Raw genomic sequence first — 14,982 nt, forward strand, 5'->3', positions numbered from 1 at the left:
GCTGACGGCATCAATCGCGGTTTCTTCACGCTTGCGGGCTTTCACCTCGATAAACACGACCGTACCGGACTTTTCCGCGATCAGATCAACCTCACCCACCGGTGTGCGCACGCGGTGCGCGAGGATGCGATAGCCCTTGAGGCGTAGAAAGAGAGCGGCATAGGTTTCACCGGTACGGCCACGCTTTTCGGCGGCCGTGCGTTTGTCGCTTGGGCGTCGCGCGTCAGCCATCGGCCTTCAATTGCAAGGCGCGCTGATAAACCTCCCGCTTGGGCAGGCCGAGCGCTTCGGCAACGGCATTGGCGGCGGCCTTGGTCGGTTGGTCCTGCAGGGCGTCGCGCAGGGCAGCGTCCAGGCCTTCGGCAGTCACTTCCGCTTCGCCCGGTGGGCCGACGAGCAGCACGATTTCCCCGCGTGGCGGGCCGGCTTCGGCATAGTGCGCGGCAAGGTCTGCCAGCGTGCCGCGCCGCGTTTCCTCGAACAGTTTGGTCAGCTCCCGGGTCACCGCAGCGTCACGCGGTCCGAGCACGGCAGCAAGGTCTGCCAGCGCGTCGGCAAGACGGGGGCCACTTTCATAGAAGATCAGCGTGCCCGGCACAGCTTTCAGCGCNTCNGCNGCAGANTTNCGNGCGCCGGATTTNGGCGGCAGGAAGCCCGCGAACAGGAATTTGTCACTTGGCAAGCCACTGGCCACGAGACCAGCCAGCATGGCCGATGCNCCCGGCACGGGGATGACCTTTACGCCGGCCTCAAGCGCTTCATGCGCCAGCTTCCAGCCCGGATCCGAGACAAGCGGCGTACCAGCGTCAGAGATCAACGCGATCCTGGCGCCGTCCTGCAAGGCCGAGATCAGGCCCGGTCTCCGTTCCGCCCCATTGTGGTCATGATAGGGGCTGAGCCGCGCTTTAATCCCATAGGCCGACATCAGCTTTCCGGCGACGCGCGTGTCCTCTGCCAGAACCTCATCGGCAGCGGCCAGCACGTCGAGTGCGCGCAGGGTGATGTCGCGCAGATTGCCGATCGGGGTGGAAACCACATAGAGACCCGGATCCAGAGATACAGCCGGTTGCCCCTTGGGGTGGCCGGGCCTAGAGTCGGCGGAGGCGGGAATCGCCCCGGAGTCAGAAGGATCAGGAGATGACATTGCTTCAACCATTGCTCAGGAAGCTTCCCGCGCCAAGTCTTCTGTTGGCTTCGCTGCTTCTGGCCACAGCCTGTGCCACAGCGCCAGCGCGCCAGCCAGTGCCGATTGGCACCGGACAGCCGCGTGACGAACCGGTTACCGGTGTCCCTCGGGATCTTGGCGATGTGCCGGGCGAAGAAATCGAAATCACTGACATTGAAGATCTCGACGACATGCGCCGGGGACGGGGAGACCGGGGCCTGACACCACCCTTCATGCAGGGCCGTGAGATCAAGCGCGCCGCTGTGCTGCTGCCTTTCTCTCACCCGAACGCGAATGTTCGCGCCGAGGCTGAAAGCATGCTCGCCGGAATTGAGCTGGCGCTGTTCGAATATGCCGACAAGGATTTCCTGATCATCCCAAAGGACACCGCCGGCAAGACGTCTGTTGCGGAAGCGCGCCTTGATGAAGCCTTTGAAGACAAGGTGGATGTTGTTCTAGGCCCGCTCTTTGGGGCGAATGTGAAAACCGTGCGGGAAAAAGCCCGCAAGGAAGACGTGCCGGTTATCGGCTTCTCGAATGACCGGTCTGCCGCCGGGGGCGGGGCCTATCTCGCTTCAATCACGCCTGACGAAGAAGTGCGGCGTGTGATGGAGTATGTCGCGTCGCGCGGCGTGGATACGTTCGTTTTCCTGGGGCCACGCTCTGAGTATGGCCGCCAGATCGAAGCGGCGATGCGTTATGAAGCCCCGCGTCTGGGCGCGGTGCTGGCTGCCTCGGCATTTTACGGCGAAGACAGCGGCGCTGGCGCTGAAGCGCGTCAGATCGCCAATGTTCTCAAGAATGAACTGTCCGGGCGTCTGGATCGTGTCGCTGTGATGATTCCGGAGCGCGGAGTGAAACTGCTGTCTGTCGCGCCGTTGCTGCCATATAATGGCGTCGACATGCGTCAGGTGAAGCTGATCGGTACGTCATACTGGGACGATTCCAGCATCTGGCGTGAGCCAACCCTGCGCGGCGGTTATTACGCCTCGACTGATCCCAATAACAAGACGGCCTTCACCCAGACCTATCGCCGGATTTATGGCCGCGCGCCGACTGACCTGGCTGCATTGGCCTATGATGCCGCAGCGCTGACCGTCCGTCTGGCCGCCGATGACAGCCTGACCTATGGCGGCGTGACCGATCCCGACGGCTTCTTCGGCGTAAATGGCCTGTTCCGCTTCCGCATTGACGGCACATCCGAGCGTGGCCTGGCCGTGATGCAGATTCAGCCCGGCGGGGCAGAACTGGTCGAGGGGGGTGTGCAATCCTTCCCGACAACGCCTGTTGGCCCCAGCTGATACCCGTCCTGACGCTGCGCGACCTGTGACGATCCCTTGCACGTCGCGCAGTGCTCCCCCACATGAGCGGCTGATGTGAGACAATCCTGGAAGACGATAGCCATTCCATGAGCAAGCGCGACTATTACGAGATTTTGGGCGTATCCAAGGATGCGGACGAGAAACAGCTGAAGTCCGCCTACCGCAAGCTGGCGATGAAGTATCATCCTGACCAGAATGCAGGGAATCCGGAAGCCGAAGAGAAATTCAAGGAAGTGGGCGAAGCCTACGCAATTCTGAGCGACGGCCAGAAGCGTGCCGCCTATGANCGGTTCGGGCATGGTGCCTTNGAAAATGGCGGCGGGGGCGGNGGCAACCCGTTCGGCCAGGGCGCCAATCCGGAAGACATCTTCTCCGACCTGTTCAGCCAGGTATTTGGTGCGGGCGGCTTTGGCGGCGGTCGTCGCCGGGGCGGGCCACAGCGCGGTTCGGACCTGCGCTACGATCTGGAAATCACGCTGGCCGAAGCCTGGGCCGGCAAGGAAGAAACCATCCATGTCCCGCAGGCCGTGCCCTGTACTGGGTGTGACGGGTCTGGCGCNGCGCCGGGCACACAGCCGGAAACCTGTGACACGTGTGACGGTGCGGGCCGCGTGCGCGCACAGCAAGGCTTCTTCACGATGGAGCGCACCTGCGTCCGCTGTGGCGGCAAGGGCAAGATCATCAAGAAGCCCTGCAAGGAATGTGGCGGCGTCGGTCAGGTCCGCGAAGAACGCAAGCTGCAAGTNAAGATCCCGGCAGGCGTGGAGAGCGGNATGCGCATCCGCNTGTCAGGTGAGGGCGAACCGGGCGAACTGGGCGGCCCGAGCGGCGACCTCTACATTTTCGTCGATGTTGTCGAACATGACATTTTCGAACGCGATGGCCCGAACCTCTATTGCCGCGCGCCGGTGCCGATGGCGACCGCNGCGCTGGGCGGCGAGATCGAGATCCCGACCATTGATGGTGGCCGCGCCCGTGTTGTCGTGCCGGAAGGCGCGCAGACAGGCCGCAAGCTGCGCCTGCGCGGCAAGGGCATGCCATCCGTGCGCCAGTCAGGCCATACGGGCGACNTGTTCGTGGAAATGTTTGTCGAAACGCCGCGAAACATGTCGGCTCGCCAGAAAGAGCTGATGCGCGAATTCTGCGAGTGCACCGGCGCTGACTGCCATCCGGAGAGCGAAGGCTTCCTCGGTCGCATCAAGCGCTTCTGGAGCGGCGACGGCGACGAGCACCGCCCGAACTAGCGGCACACCTCCACCCAATCCAGAACGGATGCGATCATCTCCTCGCGTGACCATGAAAAGGAATGGTCGCCCGAAAGAGTGAGCGTCGTGGCGTTCACGTCCGGGCTCTGTGTNTAAGCCTCCATGAGGGCCTGAACGACTGTCTCCAGCGGCACGGCTTCATCCTCGTCGGCTGCAATGATCAGCACGTTGCGTCCTGCAAACTCCGGCGCAATGGCCGCAATATCAAACGCGTCCCGATTTTCGATCAGCTCACGGACCAGCGCATCACCAGATGTTCCGGCCAGCATTTGCAGCGTNTCACCATAGGCGGAAAATCCGGCCTTCATNTCNGCGCTTGCGGAGATGGCGTCCGCCACGACTGCGAAGTTTGCCGGGGCGAGCCCCGCAGCGCACGCGATCGTCTCATCCTTTGCACCAGCAGCCAGCGCGGCGAACCCGCCCATCGAATGCCCGATCAGGATGATGTTGCCAGGATCGCTCCGGTAGGNGTCGGCGTTGGTGCGAACATGGTCAGCGGCTGAGGCCACATCTTCAATCACGTGCGTGAAGGAGAAATCGCCCTCGCTGCCCCACGCGCCGCGATAGTGAAAGAACAGGACATTGAATCCGTTCGCGCGGAGATCCTGAGCCAGGTCNAGATTCTTCTCGTTGCCCGGAAAGCCGTGCAACAGCAGAACGGTCGGGTGCGGGCCGGGGCCATCGGCAACATAGACAAGACCGTTCAACCGCTTGCCATGGCTCTGGAAATTCATTTCCACCAGCGCCGGTGGATGGTCCGCATCATGGGTGATGCCCGTTTCCGGCAGCACAGCGCTCTGGCCCGCACAGCCCGCGACACTGGTCATCACAAGCAGCGATGCGGCAATTCCTGTTATCTGTTTCATCCTGTTCTCCCTTTGCGCAATCTTACGCCAAACGTTCGCGGCTCCAAGCCTGTCGACGCGGAAGCCTTGCCCTGAATGGCGAACCCGGCCTATCTGCCGCGCGGAACACATATTGCGGTGGGCAGGGACATGAAGGCAGCAGGCATATTCAGGAAGGTCCAGAAGGGGCTGAACGATCTCTCCCGGTTTGAGCGGTGGATCTGGATCGGCGTGCTGGTCGTGCTGTTCGTCAGTACGGTCGTTCGCCTGACATCCGCTTTCTTCCCGCAATTTGCAAACTGGGCGAGTGAGGCAAGCGCGNTGAGCGCGTTCGTGTTCAACACGGTGGGGCTTGCGCAATCTGTGACGCTGACTCTCGTCGTCGCCCTGCCACTCTTGCGCTATCTGCTGACCCGCAACCCGGCCGAGAAGGTGGCTGAGCGGATCGTGAAGAAGCGCCAGCCGCACCTGATCAAGGATCTCAGCTCCCTGGCCGAGCTAGGCGAATTGCGCTTTCCCGCGCATGAGCTGGAAATCGTGTCGGACAATGACGCGCTGAAGGAATTCAGCCGCATGAACGCCGAGTGTTTCGAGGAAAGCGCAAACTATTCCGGGGACTATGTCGACAAGCTGTTGCGCAACACCAGCGTTCATGACCGCTATCCGCAAAGCTTTGCATTCGTGCTGGATGAAACCGGGGAACGGATGGGTATCTCCATGGTTATTCCGTTGAACCCGACTGCGACACATCTCTACAAGCGGGGTGTATTGTCAGATCACGATGTAATGGACATTCATGTCGCAGCAAAGGGGGAGCCATGCGACTGTATCCTCCTGTTTGCGATTGGTATGCTGACCACTTACCGCCCGGCCGGTGGCAAGGCCGATGGCTCCGCTGCCATCCGGCGGCTCGTGCGCAATCATGTCCACCATATCTGGAAGGTTGCGTCTGATTTCGATCTCGAAACCGTACCCTTCATCATGCAGGTCGAACGCCGCAGCATCCTGCGCATGGGCGAAATGTTCGGCTTCCGAAAGCTGGAGGGCAAGGGCGCGGATGGCGACCCATTGTTCGAGATCACCTGGCCGGAATTCAAGGACAATCTAGGCCAGTTCCTCGACGCAGACTAAGCCTTCGCAAAGGACGGGAACCGGCGCGTCTCTTCCATCGTTGATCTCGGCATTCATCATCCGAGAGAAACGTCCATGCCCTTCAGTTCCGCTCCCGATACGCTCTGTCGCGAAGGCGTGACGGCAGAGGCAATCGGTCTTGTGCGATCCGATCCGGCGGCCAAAGGCTGGACCCGCAAGCGCCGAGGGAAAGGTTTCACCTTCCAGGATGACAAAGGACAGACATTGAAGGGAAAGCGGGCGGAACGGTGCCGCGCGCTGGTGCTGCCGCCCGCCTGGAAAGACATCTGGATCTGTCCGAATCCGCGCGGCCATATTCAGGCGACAGGACGCGACGAAGCCGGCAGACTTCAGTATCGCTATCACCCAACATGGGCCGCTGCGCGCAACTCGGCCAAGTTTGACGATCTCATCGCCTTCGGACATGCCTTGCCGGAGCTGCGCCGCCGCGTCCGTCATGACCTGACCTATTCCGACTGTCCGAGAGAGGTGAGACTGGCCGCGATTGTTCGCTTGCTGGACAAGGGCGCCTTGCGGATTGGGCGTTCCGGCCGGAAGACCTATGGTGCGGTCAGCCTGCGAAAATCCCATGTGACGATTGAGGGCCAGCGTGTCATCTGTGCCTATAAGGGCAAAGGCGGGACACCTCGCCGGGTCCAGATGCGTGACAAGCTGCTTGCGAAGACACTGGACGGCTTTCTCGAAGAGCGAGGCGCTTTCCTGTTTCGCTGTCGGAAGGTTCGCCCAGTCGCTCAGGATGTGAACACCTATATCCAGGAGACTTTGGGATTAGCCTTCACGGCCAAGGATTTCCGGACGTGGAAGGGGAGCGTCGCCGCAGTGGATAGCCTGGCGTCCTGCGACCGCGTCACCATCAAGACCGTCACACAGGCAGCGGCTGACGCATTGGGGAATACGCCCGCCATCGCGAAGTCCTCCTACATTCACCCCATCATTCTTGAACTTGCGCGAGACAAATGCCGTCCCGAAACCTACTGCCGTGAGGCGGCCGGCCTGAAGGGCGAGGCATTGTTGCTATCGGTGCTGGAAAAATCCCAAAACTGACCGCGTAGCCCGCCGCCTGTCCATCGCGATTGCCCACCCGCCACAAGCCTCTATGGTGACGCCGGAACGGACAAGGTTTGGGAGGCAGGTGTGGACATTTCTCATCTCGATTGGGAACGGCGCGAATGGGTGCGTGAGGCGGTGCAGCGCATCAATGCAGACTTCAACAGGTCCGCAGACACGCATCTGATCAAGGTGGATCTGCCGGGCTTTGACGCGCAGACGCTTTACCTGAAAGACGAGTCCACCCACCCGACCGGCAGCCTCAAGCACAGGCTGGCACGCTCGCTTTATCTCTACGGTCTCTGCAATGGTTGGATCGGGCCAGACACGGTGATCGTGGAAAGTTCGTCCGGGTCAACGGCGGTCTCGGAAGCCTATTTTGCGCGTCTGCTTGGGCTGCGCTTCATCGCCGTGGTGCAGGAAGGTGTCTCGCGCAGCAAGATCGACCAGATCGCCTTCTATGGCGGCGAGACCCGCGCCGTACCCCCGGCTGACATCTATGCCGAGGCCGAGCGGATCGCGGCCGAACTCGGTGGACACTATATGGACCAGTTCACCTATGCCGAGCGCGTGACGGACTGGCGCGGAAACAACAACATTGCCGAAAGCCTGTTTTCCCAGCTCTCGATGGAGGCGCATGCCCTGCCGGATTGGGTCGTGATGAGCGCCGGCACGGGCGGCACCTCCGCCACGATCGGGCGCTACATTCGCTACCGTTGTGATATCTCAGCGAAGACCTCTCTCTGTGTCGCCGATCCTGAGAATTCTGTTTTTTACGATCATTTCGAAACGGGCGATCCGGATATCCGTAGCCAGAGCAAATCGCGTATTGAGGGGATCGGTCGCCCGCGCGTGGAGGCATCCTTCCGCCCCAGCGTGATTGACCGCATGATGCGCGTGCCGGATGCGGCATCCGTCGCAACGGTGCATTGGCTGCAGGAAATTCTCGGCAGGCGGTGCGGTGGCTCGACCGGCACGAATGTCTGGGCTGCGCTCACCCTCATGCGTGAGATGCGAGACGCGGGTAAGGCGGGCAGCGTTGCCACCCTCATCTGCGATGGCGGCGAGCGATATCTTGATACCTACTACAATTCTGATTGGATCAAGGCGCAGGGGCTGGACCTCGCGCCGTATCTGTCGCAATTGAAAGGCGCTTGAGCTTTGGAGGCGAGCTGATGGGCGTCACGATTTACCACAATCCCGAGTGCGGCACGTCCCGCAATGTCCTGGAAATCATCAAGGCCAGCGGGGAGGAGCCGGAAATCGTGCTTTACCTGCAGCGTGGCTGGACGCGGGAATTGCTGGCGGGTCTGCTGAGCGCGGCGGACCTGACACCGCGACAAGCATTGCGCACGTCGAAAAGCCCGGCTGAGGAACTTGGCCTGACCGATCCCTCGGTCGATGATTCCATCCTGTTCGAGGCGATGTTGAAACACCCGATCCTGGTGAACCGCCCCATCGTGGTCACAAAAAAAGGGACGGCGCTGTGCCGTCCCTCTGAAAAGGTGTTTGATCTGCTGGAAAATCCGCCGACAAGCTTCACCAAGGAAGACGGCGAGATCATCAGCCCGGCCTGAGGCTTCAGGCGGCTTCGGTTTCTGCCGGGGCTTTTTCCAGCCACACGCGCGCATCCGCCTCATCGGCAAGGTCGTAGACCTTCAGTTCGGTGTCTGGCAGCGCCACGGCTTGCATCTTGGCGGACTGGCGCACCCAGGGTTGGTCGGTAAGCACCGCCACTTTTCCAAACCGTTTTTGCAAGGCAAAGAACTCGGCCTTCCGGGACCAGTCGCTGGCAACCGTGTGCAGCGTGCCCAGATCCATGTGCTGTAACCGTACCAGCAGGCTGCCGGGGTCCTCCGCATCTGTCTGCTCCATCAACTGGTCCACGGCTTCCGGCATGGCTTCGGGGTTCAGGTCGCCCTGTGCGTCAATGGTGGTGAGGTCGTTGGTTTCAGCTTCAATGGTGTAAGGCATGAGTCTCCTGTTGGGGTTGCTTGTGTGTAAGCAACGCCCCGGCAAGCAGGGCGTTCCATAAAGTCTGCAGTCGGGTGCAGCAAAAAAAGCCCGGCCCAGGCGCACCTGGACCGGGAGAGGATTGAACGGATTGAACTGAGTTTCTGGGAGGAAATCTAGATCCGTTCAATGATGATTGCCGGGGCCATGCCGCCAGCGGCACACATGGTGACCAGACCATACCGGCCACCTGAGCGCTCCAGTTCGTCAAGCGCCGTGCCGATCAGGATGGAACCGGTTGCGCCAATCGGGTGGCCAAGCGCCATGGCGCCGCCATTGATGTTCACTTTCTCGCGGTCCAGGTCGAGATCGCGGATGAATTTCTCTGCCACAACCGAGAACGCCTCGTTGATTTCCCAGACGTCGATATCGTCCTTGCTCATGCCGGCTTTTTCCAGAACCTTCTTCGCAGCAGGCACCGGCGCGTTCAGCATCAGCGTTGGGCAGTCACCCATGTTCGCGGTGGCAACGATGCGCGCGCGCGGCTTCAGGCCGTTCTTGTCAGCATAGTCTTTCGAGGTGATCAGCAGGGCGGCAGCGCCATCCACAACACCGGAGGAGTTCCCGGCATGGTGAACATGGTTCATCTTGCCTTCGAGTTGCGGATACTTCTTCGTGACCATCTTGCCATAGGTGTTGCCCTGGTCATCGACCGGGATGTCCATGAACATGTTGAACACGGTCTTGAGGCCGGACAGGCTTTCCATCGTGGTGCCGGGGCGAGGGAATTCGTCCTTCTCCAGCGCCAGCGTGCCATCACGATTGTAGACCGGCACGACCGATTTATCGAAGCGGCCTTCATCCATCGCGCGCTTGGCGCGGTTCTGGCTGGTCACGGCAAGCTGGTCGACGGCTTCGCGATCGATGCCTTCCAGCGTCGCGATGGCGTCGGCACAGACACCTTGCTGCGATTGCGGGTGCAGCTCGCGCAGGTGAAGGTTTCCAGCGTCCATCATGGGCGGGTTTTTCGGGTCAGCGGTCGCCGCCGTGTAGCTCATCATCTCACAGCCGCCTGCGATGACACAGTCTTCCATGCCGGACATGATTTGCGCAGCCGCCAGCGAAACCGTCGTGATGCCAGAGCCGCAGAAGCGGTCCAGCGTCACGCCGGACGCTTTCACGTCAAAGCCTGCATCTAGAGCGGCCATGCGGCCCATGTCAGCGCCTTGGGCGCCGCGCTGGCTGGACGTGCCCCAGATGATGTCGTCCACCGTCGCCGTATCGAGATTGTTGCGGTCGCGGATTGCGCCGAGAACGGTTGCGCCCAGATGCTGCGGGTGCAGGTGCGCCAGCGATCCCTTGCCAACCTTGCCAATTCCGCGCGGCGTGCGCACGGCGTCAATGATATAGGCCTCGGCCATGTCCAGTGTCTCCCTCGAATTATCTGTTTCGACGCACTTTACGCGAACGTAAGCGTAAGACCACCCGTGACGTCGGGTTAGATGCGTCAACTGTTTTGCGGGGCAGGGAGACGCCGCCTTGGCCTCCGCATTTTGTCGGGAGGCCCGCTTGTGGCATACTGGCGGAAAAGGAAGCATCCATGGGAGGATTGCCAGCATCACGGGCCACGCGGCCTGGTCTCGCTCAGCAGCTTGTTCGGTTCAGCCTGCTGCTTGGTTTCCTTTTGTGTCTTCCCTTGCTGGCTTCCGGGAATACCAACATTCACCAGATCGTTCCGTTCGAGATGGATTCCGAAGATCGCCTGATCACGGAGTTGTCCTTCACAAACGGCGCGCGCGCTTCGGCCGTCATCGACACAGCGGCAACCCTGCCCATGATTGGTGGTGCGACCGCGCGCTCTGCCGGTGTCGCAGTTGTGGAGGGTGAAGAGCAGTTTGTCGAAGTGCTGGGCCTTGGTGGCCCGCAAATGTTTCCGCTGATTGACCTGCCCAGCCTTGGCGCCGGAACGGTTACGCTTCAGCGTGTGCCCGCTGCGCTCGACCGGAAGATCGCCGTGGAGGGCGTGCGCAATGTCTTCCCGATGAGCGCCATGACGGGCGATGTGGTGGATTTCGATTTCGACAGCAAACAGGTAACCGCCTATGACCGCCGCCCAATGGGGCGGATGCGGGAAATCCTTTGCAAACGGCCAATGGAGGTCCGCAACGGGCTCTATTTCGTCCCGGTAAAGATCAATGGGCATCGCGGCCTGGCCCTGATCGATACGGGGTCCACGATCACCTACATGAATTCCGCCTTTGCCGCGCTGGCGGGCACGCGGGTAAATGAGGAGGAAACCAAACGTCTGCATGGGGTGACGGGCGAGGGGTATGATATGCATGTTGCGCGCATATCCCGTTTCCAGCTTCACGAAGTAAAGATGAACAGCTTCAACATGGTCGTGTCAGACCCGGCCCTGTTCGAATACCTCGGCATGTCTGACGAGCCCGTCATGATCCTCGGCATGGATTTCCTTGCACAGTTCCGGGTGCAGATCGATCGCAAGAACGAGTTGCTCTATCTGCGCATTCGCCACAGCACCGCGCAGAAGTGTCAGGTCTGCATGGAGATGCAGACCTATCGCCGTCGCTGACCGGCTCTAGCCGAATGCCCCATAGGCATGCGTTACCGCCAGGCTGATGCCGTGAAGGGCGCGGTCAATCTCGTCCAGCGGCGCAATCACATCCTTGTGGATGCGGTCATAGCCATAGCTGGCCTGCGCCTTGGACTCATTGCCCGCCTCAGTCAGCGCCGTCAGGGGCGTGTCCTGATCGCGAGAGTGCGGGAAGATTTCGCGCAGCAAGCTGACCGCTTCGCCAATGCGCAGCTCAGCCACCATTTCAACCAGGTCGCGGCTGCTGGCATCATGCCGTTCAGACAGGCGGGGCAGGCCGCCGACAATCGAGAACGCTTTCATGATCAGCGCCTGACGCACCGCATGCAGAACATGCAGGTCCAGCCGACCTTCATGGCGCGCTTCGATCGACGGCGCAGACTGAAGCTGCGCAAGCAGTCGGTCGAACTTGCCGAGGTCTACGGACAGGAAGTTGGCAATCTGGTTCATCGAGACGGCCGTCTCTGTATTGCGCAGCGCATAATAGACCGCGCGATAGGNATTCGCCTTGTCCTGGTCGGCAAGTTTCGAATGCGCCACCCAGACGCCCNGATCATAGACTTTGGCGTAGGAGCGTAGCGCTGGCAGGCTGGTCAGCACACGGGCGCGGGTGGCCAGCAGGATCAGCCGCGTCATGCGCGGGCTGGCATCGATCAGCTCGACCAGACGGTCCATTTCCCGTTGCAGGGATGAACCAATCCCGGCGGCGACGTTCACCGGAATGCTCAGCTGTTGCAGCGTGGCATTGTGAGAAATGGCGCGCAGAGACCGCGGGCCAACCGGCCCGGCGGCGCGGCGCTTGGGTCGAGAGCCGGCCTTCACGGTCAGGCCGCTGGAGAATGCGCCCAGCAGGCGACCATAATCCTCGTTCACGAACAGGCGTTCCTGCCATGCGCGTAGCGAGCGGTAGAAATCCCAGACAAGGTCCGTGCGCGTATAGAACGGGTCTTCGCTGCGGTCTTCGGGGTCAGACAATGTGTGGCTGCACCAGGCGGCCATCGTCGCTTCTGCCAGATTTGGATTGGCGAAATGCAGGAAGCCGTCGCCGCCCTGAAAGCTGACTTCGTGGCGCAGTTGAAGCCCGCGTGCCCGCGCTCCGCCGCGTGTCCACGGGGTCAGCAAGTGATCGAAACGCTGTTCGAAGCTGCCCGGCCATGCGCCGCGGCCCATGCTTTCGCCATGCGTGTTGAAGATCAGCAAGTCCACATCCGCGCCCTTGGCGGCCAGCGCCCGCGCGATGAGATTGTGGATGCGTTCAATCGCCATGTCGGCGGCGACCTGTCCGATAAACCGTCCGGCATCGGAGAAACCAAGCTGAATCGAGAGATAGCCGCGCTGTTTCACATAGGCGAGGAATTCCGGCTCCTCCAGAAGTCGCTCAATAAAGCGGCCGCCCGTTTCAAGCGCCTCTGGCGTTTCGAACAGGGGAGAGATGTCCAGCTTGTCGTCAACGCCATATTGCCGGGCGAGGTAGAGCGCGCCCATCACGGTTGCCGGATTCTCGCTCTCCGCAATCAGGAAGCGGATGACCGAGCCCGCATCAATATGCTTCAGGATCTGCGCACACATCATGAATTGGCGCCGCGCGGTCGATTGCTCCAGGAACAGGTCTGCGAAGTTTACCTGAACTGGCTTTGACTTGCGGGCCTTCTGCGCGAGCTCTGCCAGGGCGAGGCGGCCCAGCTCCCGATCTTCGGTCTGCAGGCCAAGGTCGCGATTGATCACGGTTCGGACTTGCGCGGCGTTCACGCGCAAATGAATGCGCGCTGTGCCCAGTTGCAGTGCCTCGACCTGCGCGCGGATGGCCATCAGCTTGGCAGCGAGACCGTCCTCAGCTGTGGCGATCACCTCGTCCAGCACATCCACGATTTCGCTTGCGTCCAGCACATTGCGCTTTGACGGCGCGGTCAGCGCATTGGCAGCGGGCACCAGATTGTCCGGATCGGTCAGGTCTGCCGCGAACAGGGCGGCATGCCCGGCAGTGTCTTCTGCGGCGGTCTTCAGGCGCTGGGTGAGCTTGGCGAGCGGGCCAATCTTCTGGCTGCCGCTGATCGCCTCAAGCTGGGCGGCGTAGCGGCCCAGCTGCACGGCCTTTTCGGTCAGGCGGAAGGTCAGCGATTGCGACCAGTGAATGTCCGCGCGGCCATCCAGATCATACCCAACCCAGCAGGCAATCGTCGGCACATAGATTTTCAGCGAACGCCAATCGTCCGGAAATGCCTTCCGGGCGACAGAAATCAACACGGACGCATATGCCAGCTGCGCATTGGCGGCATGCTCGACGGCGTCCTGCACTTCGTCATGTTCGCCCTGCAGGCTGATCTGCTGGTTCCAGGCGCGCGAGTCGGCGCGGATCTGGCGCTGCAGCGCGGTGCGGCTGGTCTTCGTGGCGCTCACCACATGATCGGCCAGTGCTGTGCGCAAGTCCCGCGACAGCGCAAAGGTCGGGTGCCCGGTAAAGACGATGCCGCCGGTGGCCTGCTCAACGCGCGCCTTGAACGCCTCGAAGCCTTGTCCGGCCAGCGCTTCCAGTTCTTCGGTCAGGCTGGCCCACGCTGTCTTCGCCTTGCCGCCGGAATGCTGGTCGCGAAACCGTTCGGCGCGTTCCTCTATCAGGTCCAGATGAACTTCATCGGCCAGTTTTGACAGGTCAGAGATTTTCGCGTCGCCGCGCTCCAGGTCCCGGAACAGGGTCTGAGCCAGCGCAAATACGGAATTGGTCAGCGGATCGATTTCAATCCGTGCAGCCTGCTCACGCAGGAACAATTGAGCTGAGGCGAGGGTCTTCGGAGTGGTCATCGTTGTCATGCCGCCAGAAATACGGAAATTGACGTAAAGTCAAAGGTCTCCGGCGCGCCAGTCGAAATAAATCCCGCCCTGCGTTGAAGTCCGGCTATTTACGGCCGAAAAACCGGAAGACGCCGATCAGGCCCGCCACGGCAGACCCCAGCCCGCCAAGCAGGACAAAGAGTGGATTGGCCTGGTCCGCGAACGCGATGGCGCGGTTGATGCCAGAGACTTCCACGGTCACCGTATCGCGGAAAGTTCGCAGCGGCACGACGGCGTCTTCATCAATGGCATAGATCTCGAAGACGAGATCATGGCTGCCCGCTGTCAGCGGCACGACAGACCAGCGCCAGACATTTTCCGTCAGCGGTGACATCGCCTGAATTTCCGGCGACATGGCGACAATTTCGAAATTCGCACCGCTCAGGCGCGCTTCCACGCGGTCAGAGACGAGCGCTTCACCTTCTATAATGTTGCCGCGGCCGGGCAGGGCGTCGACAGCGGTCTCATCGCCCGTGGAATCAATGGCCAGCGTCACATCAAAGGCGCGCTTGTATTCAGCCTTGCTGGGCGTCTCATGCGCGACGGGAACAGATTTCAGCGTCTCGACGAAGGATTCGTTTGCCTGGGCAGTGACATTGGCCGAGCGCGTCGACATCGGCACATCAAACTCGGGCGCAGCGCCCACGGCCTCCGGGAACACATCACCTGGAATGTCCGCGCCAAGGCTGCGAGTTGGGCCAGCAGCCGGGGCGGGGGCGGTGGCTGGCGCCTCCATCATCATCTCTTCGCTTTCGAGCGGCTCCAGCTGTGCCAGTTCTTCTTCCACACT

At 61.3% G+C, this 14,982-nt stretch carries 13 protein-coding genes; 6 read left to right on the forward strand and 7 right to left on the reverse strand.

Annotated elements, in window-relative coordinates; all coding sequences use genetic code 11:
* Together CBB91_RS10615 and rsmI are read right to left on the reverse strand one after the other, a co-directional pair.
* The coding region (locus tag CBB91_RS10615; RefSeq protein WP_273014025.1) for a YraN family protein at positions 1-231 on the reverse strand (231 nt) is incomplete at its 3' end.
* Positions 224-1,144: a 16S rRNA (cytidine(1402)-2'-O)-methyltransferase gene (gene rsmI / locus CBB91_RS10620; protein ID WP_273014026.1), complete on the reverse strand. Its 921-nt coding sequence runs from the start codon at positions 1,142-1,144 to the stop codon at positions 224-226. The genes CBB91_RS10615 and rsmI, both read right to left, overlap by 8 nt.
* 44 nt (positions 1,145-1,188) lie before the next feature.
* Between rsmI and CBB91_RS10625 the strand changes: the two genes are divergently transcribed.
* Complete coding sequence (locus CBB91_RS10625; protein WP_345906803.1) at positions 1,189-2,466, forward strand: penicillin-binding protein activator; 1,278 nt, start codon at positions 1,189-1,191, stop codon at positions 2,464-2,466.
* 107 nt (positions 2,467-2,573) lie between these two features.
* Positions 2,574-3,731, forward strand: coding sequence for a molecular chaperone DnaJ (gene dnaJ, locus CBB91_RS10630; protein ID WP_273014027.1), 1,158 nt, complete (start codon positions 2,574-2,576; stop codon positions 3,729-3,731).
* Here dnaJ and CBB91_RS10635 read toward each other — a convergent pair.
* A complete protein-coding gene (locus tag CBB91_RS10635) occupies positions 3,728-4,618 on the reverse strand; it encodes an alpha/beta fold hydrolase (RefSeq protein ID WP_273014028.1) in 891 nt (296 codons plus the stop codon). The genes dnaJ and CBB91_RS10635 overlap by 4 nt on opposite strands.
* A gap of 1,185 nt (positions 4,619-5,803) precedes the next feature.
* Between CBB91_RS10635 and CBB91_RS10640 the strand changes: the two genes are divergently transcribed.
* The 3 genes from CBB91_RS10640 (at position 5,804) to arsC (ending at position 8,373) form a co-directional block, all read left to right on the forward strand.
* Positions 5,804-6,793 carry a DNA topoisomerase IB gene (locus CBB91_RS10640; RefSeq protein ID WP_051602940.1) on the forward strand — a complete coding sequence of 330 codons (990 nt, stop codon included), beginning with the start codon at positions 5,804-5,806 and terminating at the stop codon, positions 6,791-6,793.
* A gap of 90 nt (positions 6,794-6,883) precedes the next feature.
* Positions 6,884-7,954 (forward strand): PLP-dependent cysteine synthase family protein, encoded by a 1,071-nt coding sequence (locus tag CBB91_RS10645; protein ID WP_273014029.1) that lies wholly within the window; start codon positions 6,884-6,886, stop codon positions 7,952-7,954.
* 17 nt (positions 7,955-7,971) lie between these two features.
* Entirely contained in the window at positions 7,972-8,373 is a 402-nt protein-coding gene (arsC, locus tag CBB91_RS10650; protein ID WP_035555717.1) for an arsenate reductase (glutaredoxin), read from the forward strand.
* 4 nt (positions 8,374-8,377) lie between these two features.
* On the opposite strand, the gene CBB91_RS10655 is transcribed toward arsC, so the two are convergent.
* Both CBB91_RS10655 and CBB91_RS10660 read right to left on the reverse strand, forming a co-directional pair.
* Positions 8,378-8,770, reverse strand: coding sequence for an STAS/SEC14 domain-containing protein (locus CBB91_RS10655; RefSeq protein ID WP_035555719.1), 393 nt, complete (start codon positions 8,768-8,770; stop codon positions 8,378-8,380).
* A 155-nt stretch (positions 8,771-8,925) separates the two neighbouring features.
* Positions 8,926-10,170 (reverse strand): acetyl-CoA C-acetyltransferase, encoded by a 1,245-nt coding sequence (locus CBB91_RS10660; protein WP_035555722.1) that lies wholly within the window; start codon positions 10,168-10,170, stop codon positions 8,926-8,928.
* Between the two features lie 179 nt (positions 10,171-10,349).
* Between CBB91_RS10660 and CBB91_RS10665 the strand changes: the two genes are divergently transcribed.
* Complete coding sequence (locus CBB91_RS10665; protein WP_273014030.1) at positions 10,350-11,342, forward strand: aspartyl protease family protein; 993 nt, start codon at positions 10,350-10,352, stop codon at positions 11,340-11,342.
* 6 nt (positions 11,343-11,348) lie between these two features.
* Here the strand turns inward: CBB91_RS10665 and CBB91_RS10670 are convergent, their stop codons facing one another.
* Together CBB91_RS10670 and CBB91_RS10675 are read right to left on the reverse strand one after the other, a co-directional pair.
* Positions 11,349-14,162 (reverse strand): phosphoenolpyruvate carboxylase, encoded by a 2,814-nt coding sequence (locus tag CBB91_RS10670; protein ID WP_345906804.1) that lies wholly within the window; start codon positions 14,160-14,162, stop codon positions 11,349-11,351.
* Between the two features lie 94 nt (positions 14,163-14,256).
* A partial coding sequence (locus CBB91_RS10675; RefSeq protein ID WP_273014032.1) for a hypothetical protein occupies positions 14,257-14,982 on the reverse strand: 726 nt, incomplete at its 5' end.

This window comes from Hyphomonas sp. TMED31, from assembly GCF_002172815.1.
GTDB classification, from domain to species: domain Bacteria; phylum Pseudomonadota; class Alphaproteobacteria; order Caulobacterales; family Hyphomonadaceae; genus Hyphomonas; species Hyphomonas atlantica.

Excerpts from the sequence above, each read along its gene's own strand:
- CBB91_RS10640 (WP_051602940.1), top strand. The coding sequence starts at position 5,804 with ATGCCCTTCAGTTCCGCTCCCGATACGCTCTGTCGCGAAGGCGTGACG.
- CBB91_RS10660 (WP_035555722.1), bottom strand. The coding sequence starts at position 10,170 with ATGGCCGAGGCCTATATCATTGACGCCGTGCGCACGCCGCGCGGAATT.
- CBB91_RS10655 (WP_035555719.1), bottom strand. The coding sequence starts at position 8,770 with ATGCCTTACACCATTGAAGCTGAAACCAACGACCTCACCACCATTGAC.
- arsC (WP_035555717.1), top strand. The coding sequence starts at position 7,972 with ATGGGCGTCACGATTTACCACAATCCCGAGTGCGGCACGTCCCGCAAT.
- CBB91_RS10665 (WP_273014030.1), top strand. The coding sequence starts at position 10,350 with ATGGGAGGATTGCCAGCATCACGGGCCACGCGGCCTGGTCTCGCTCAG.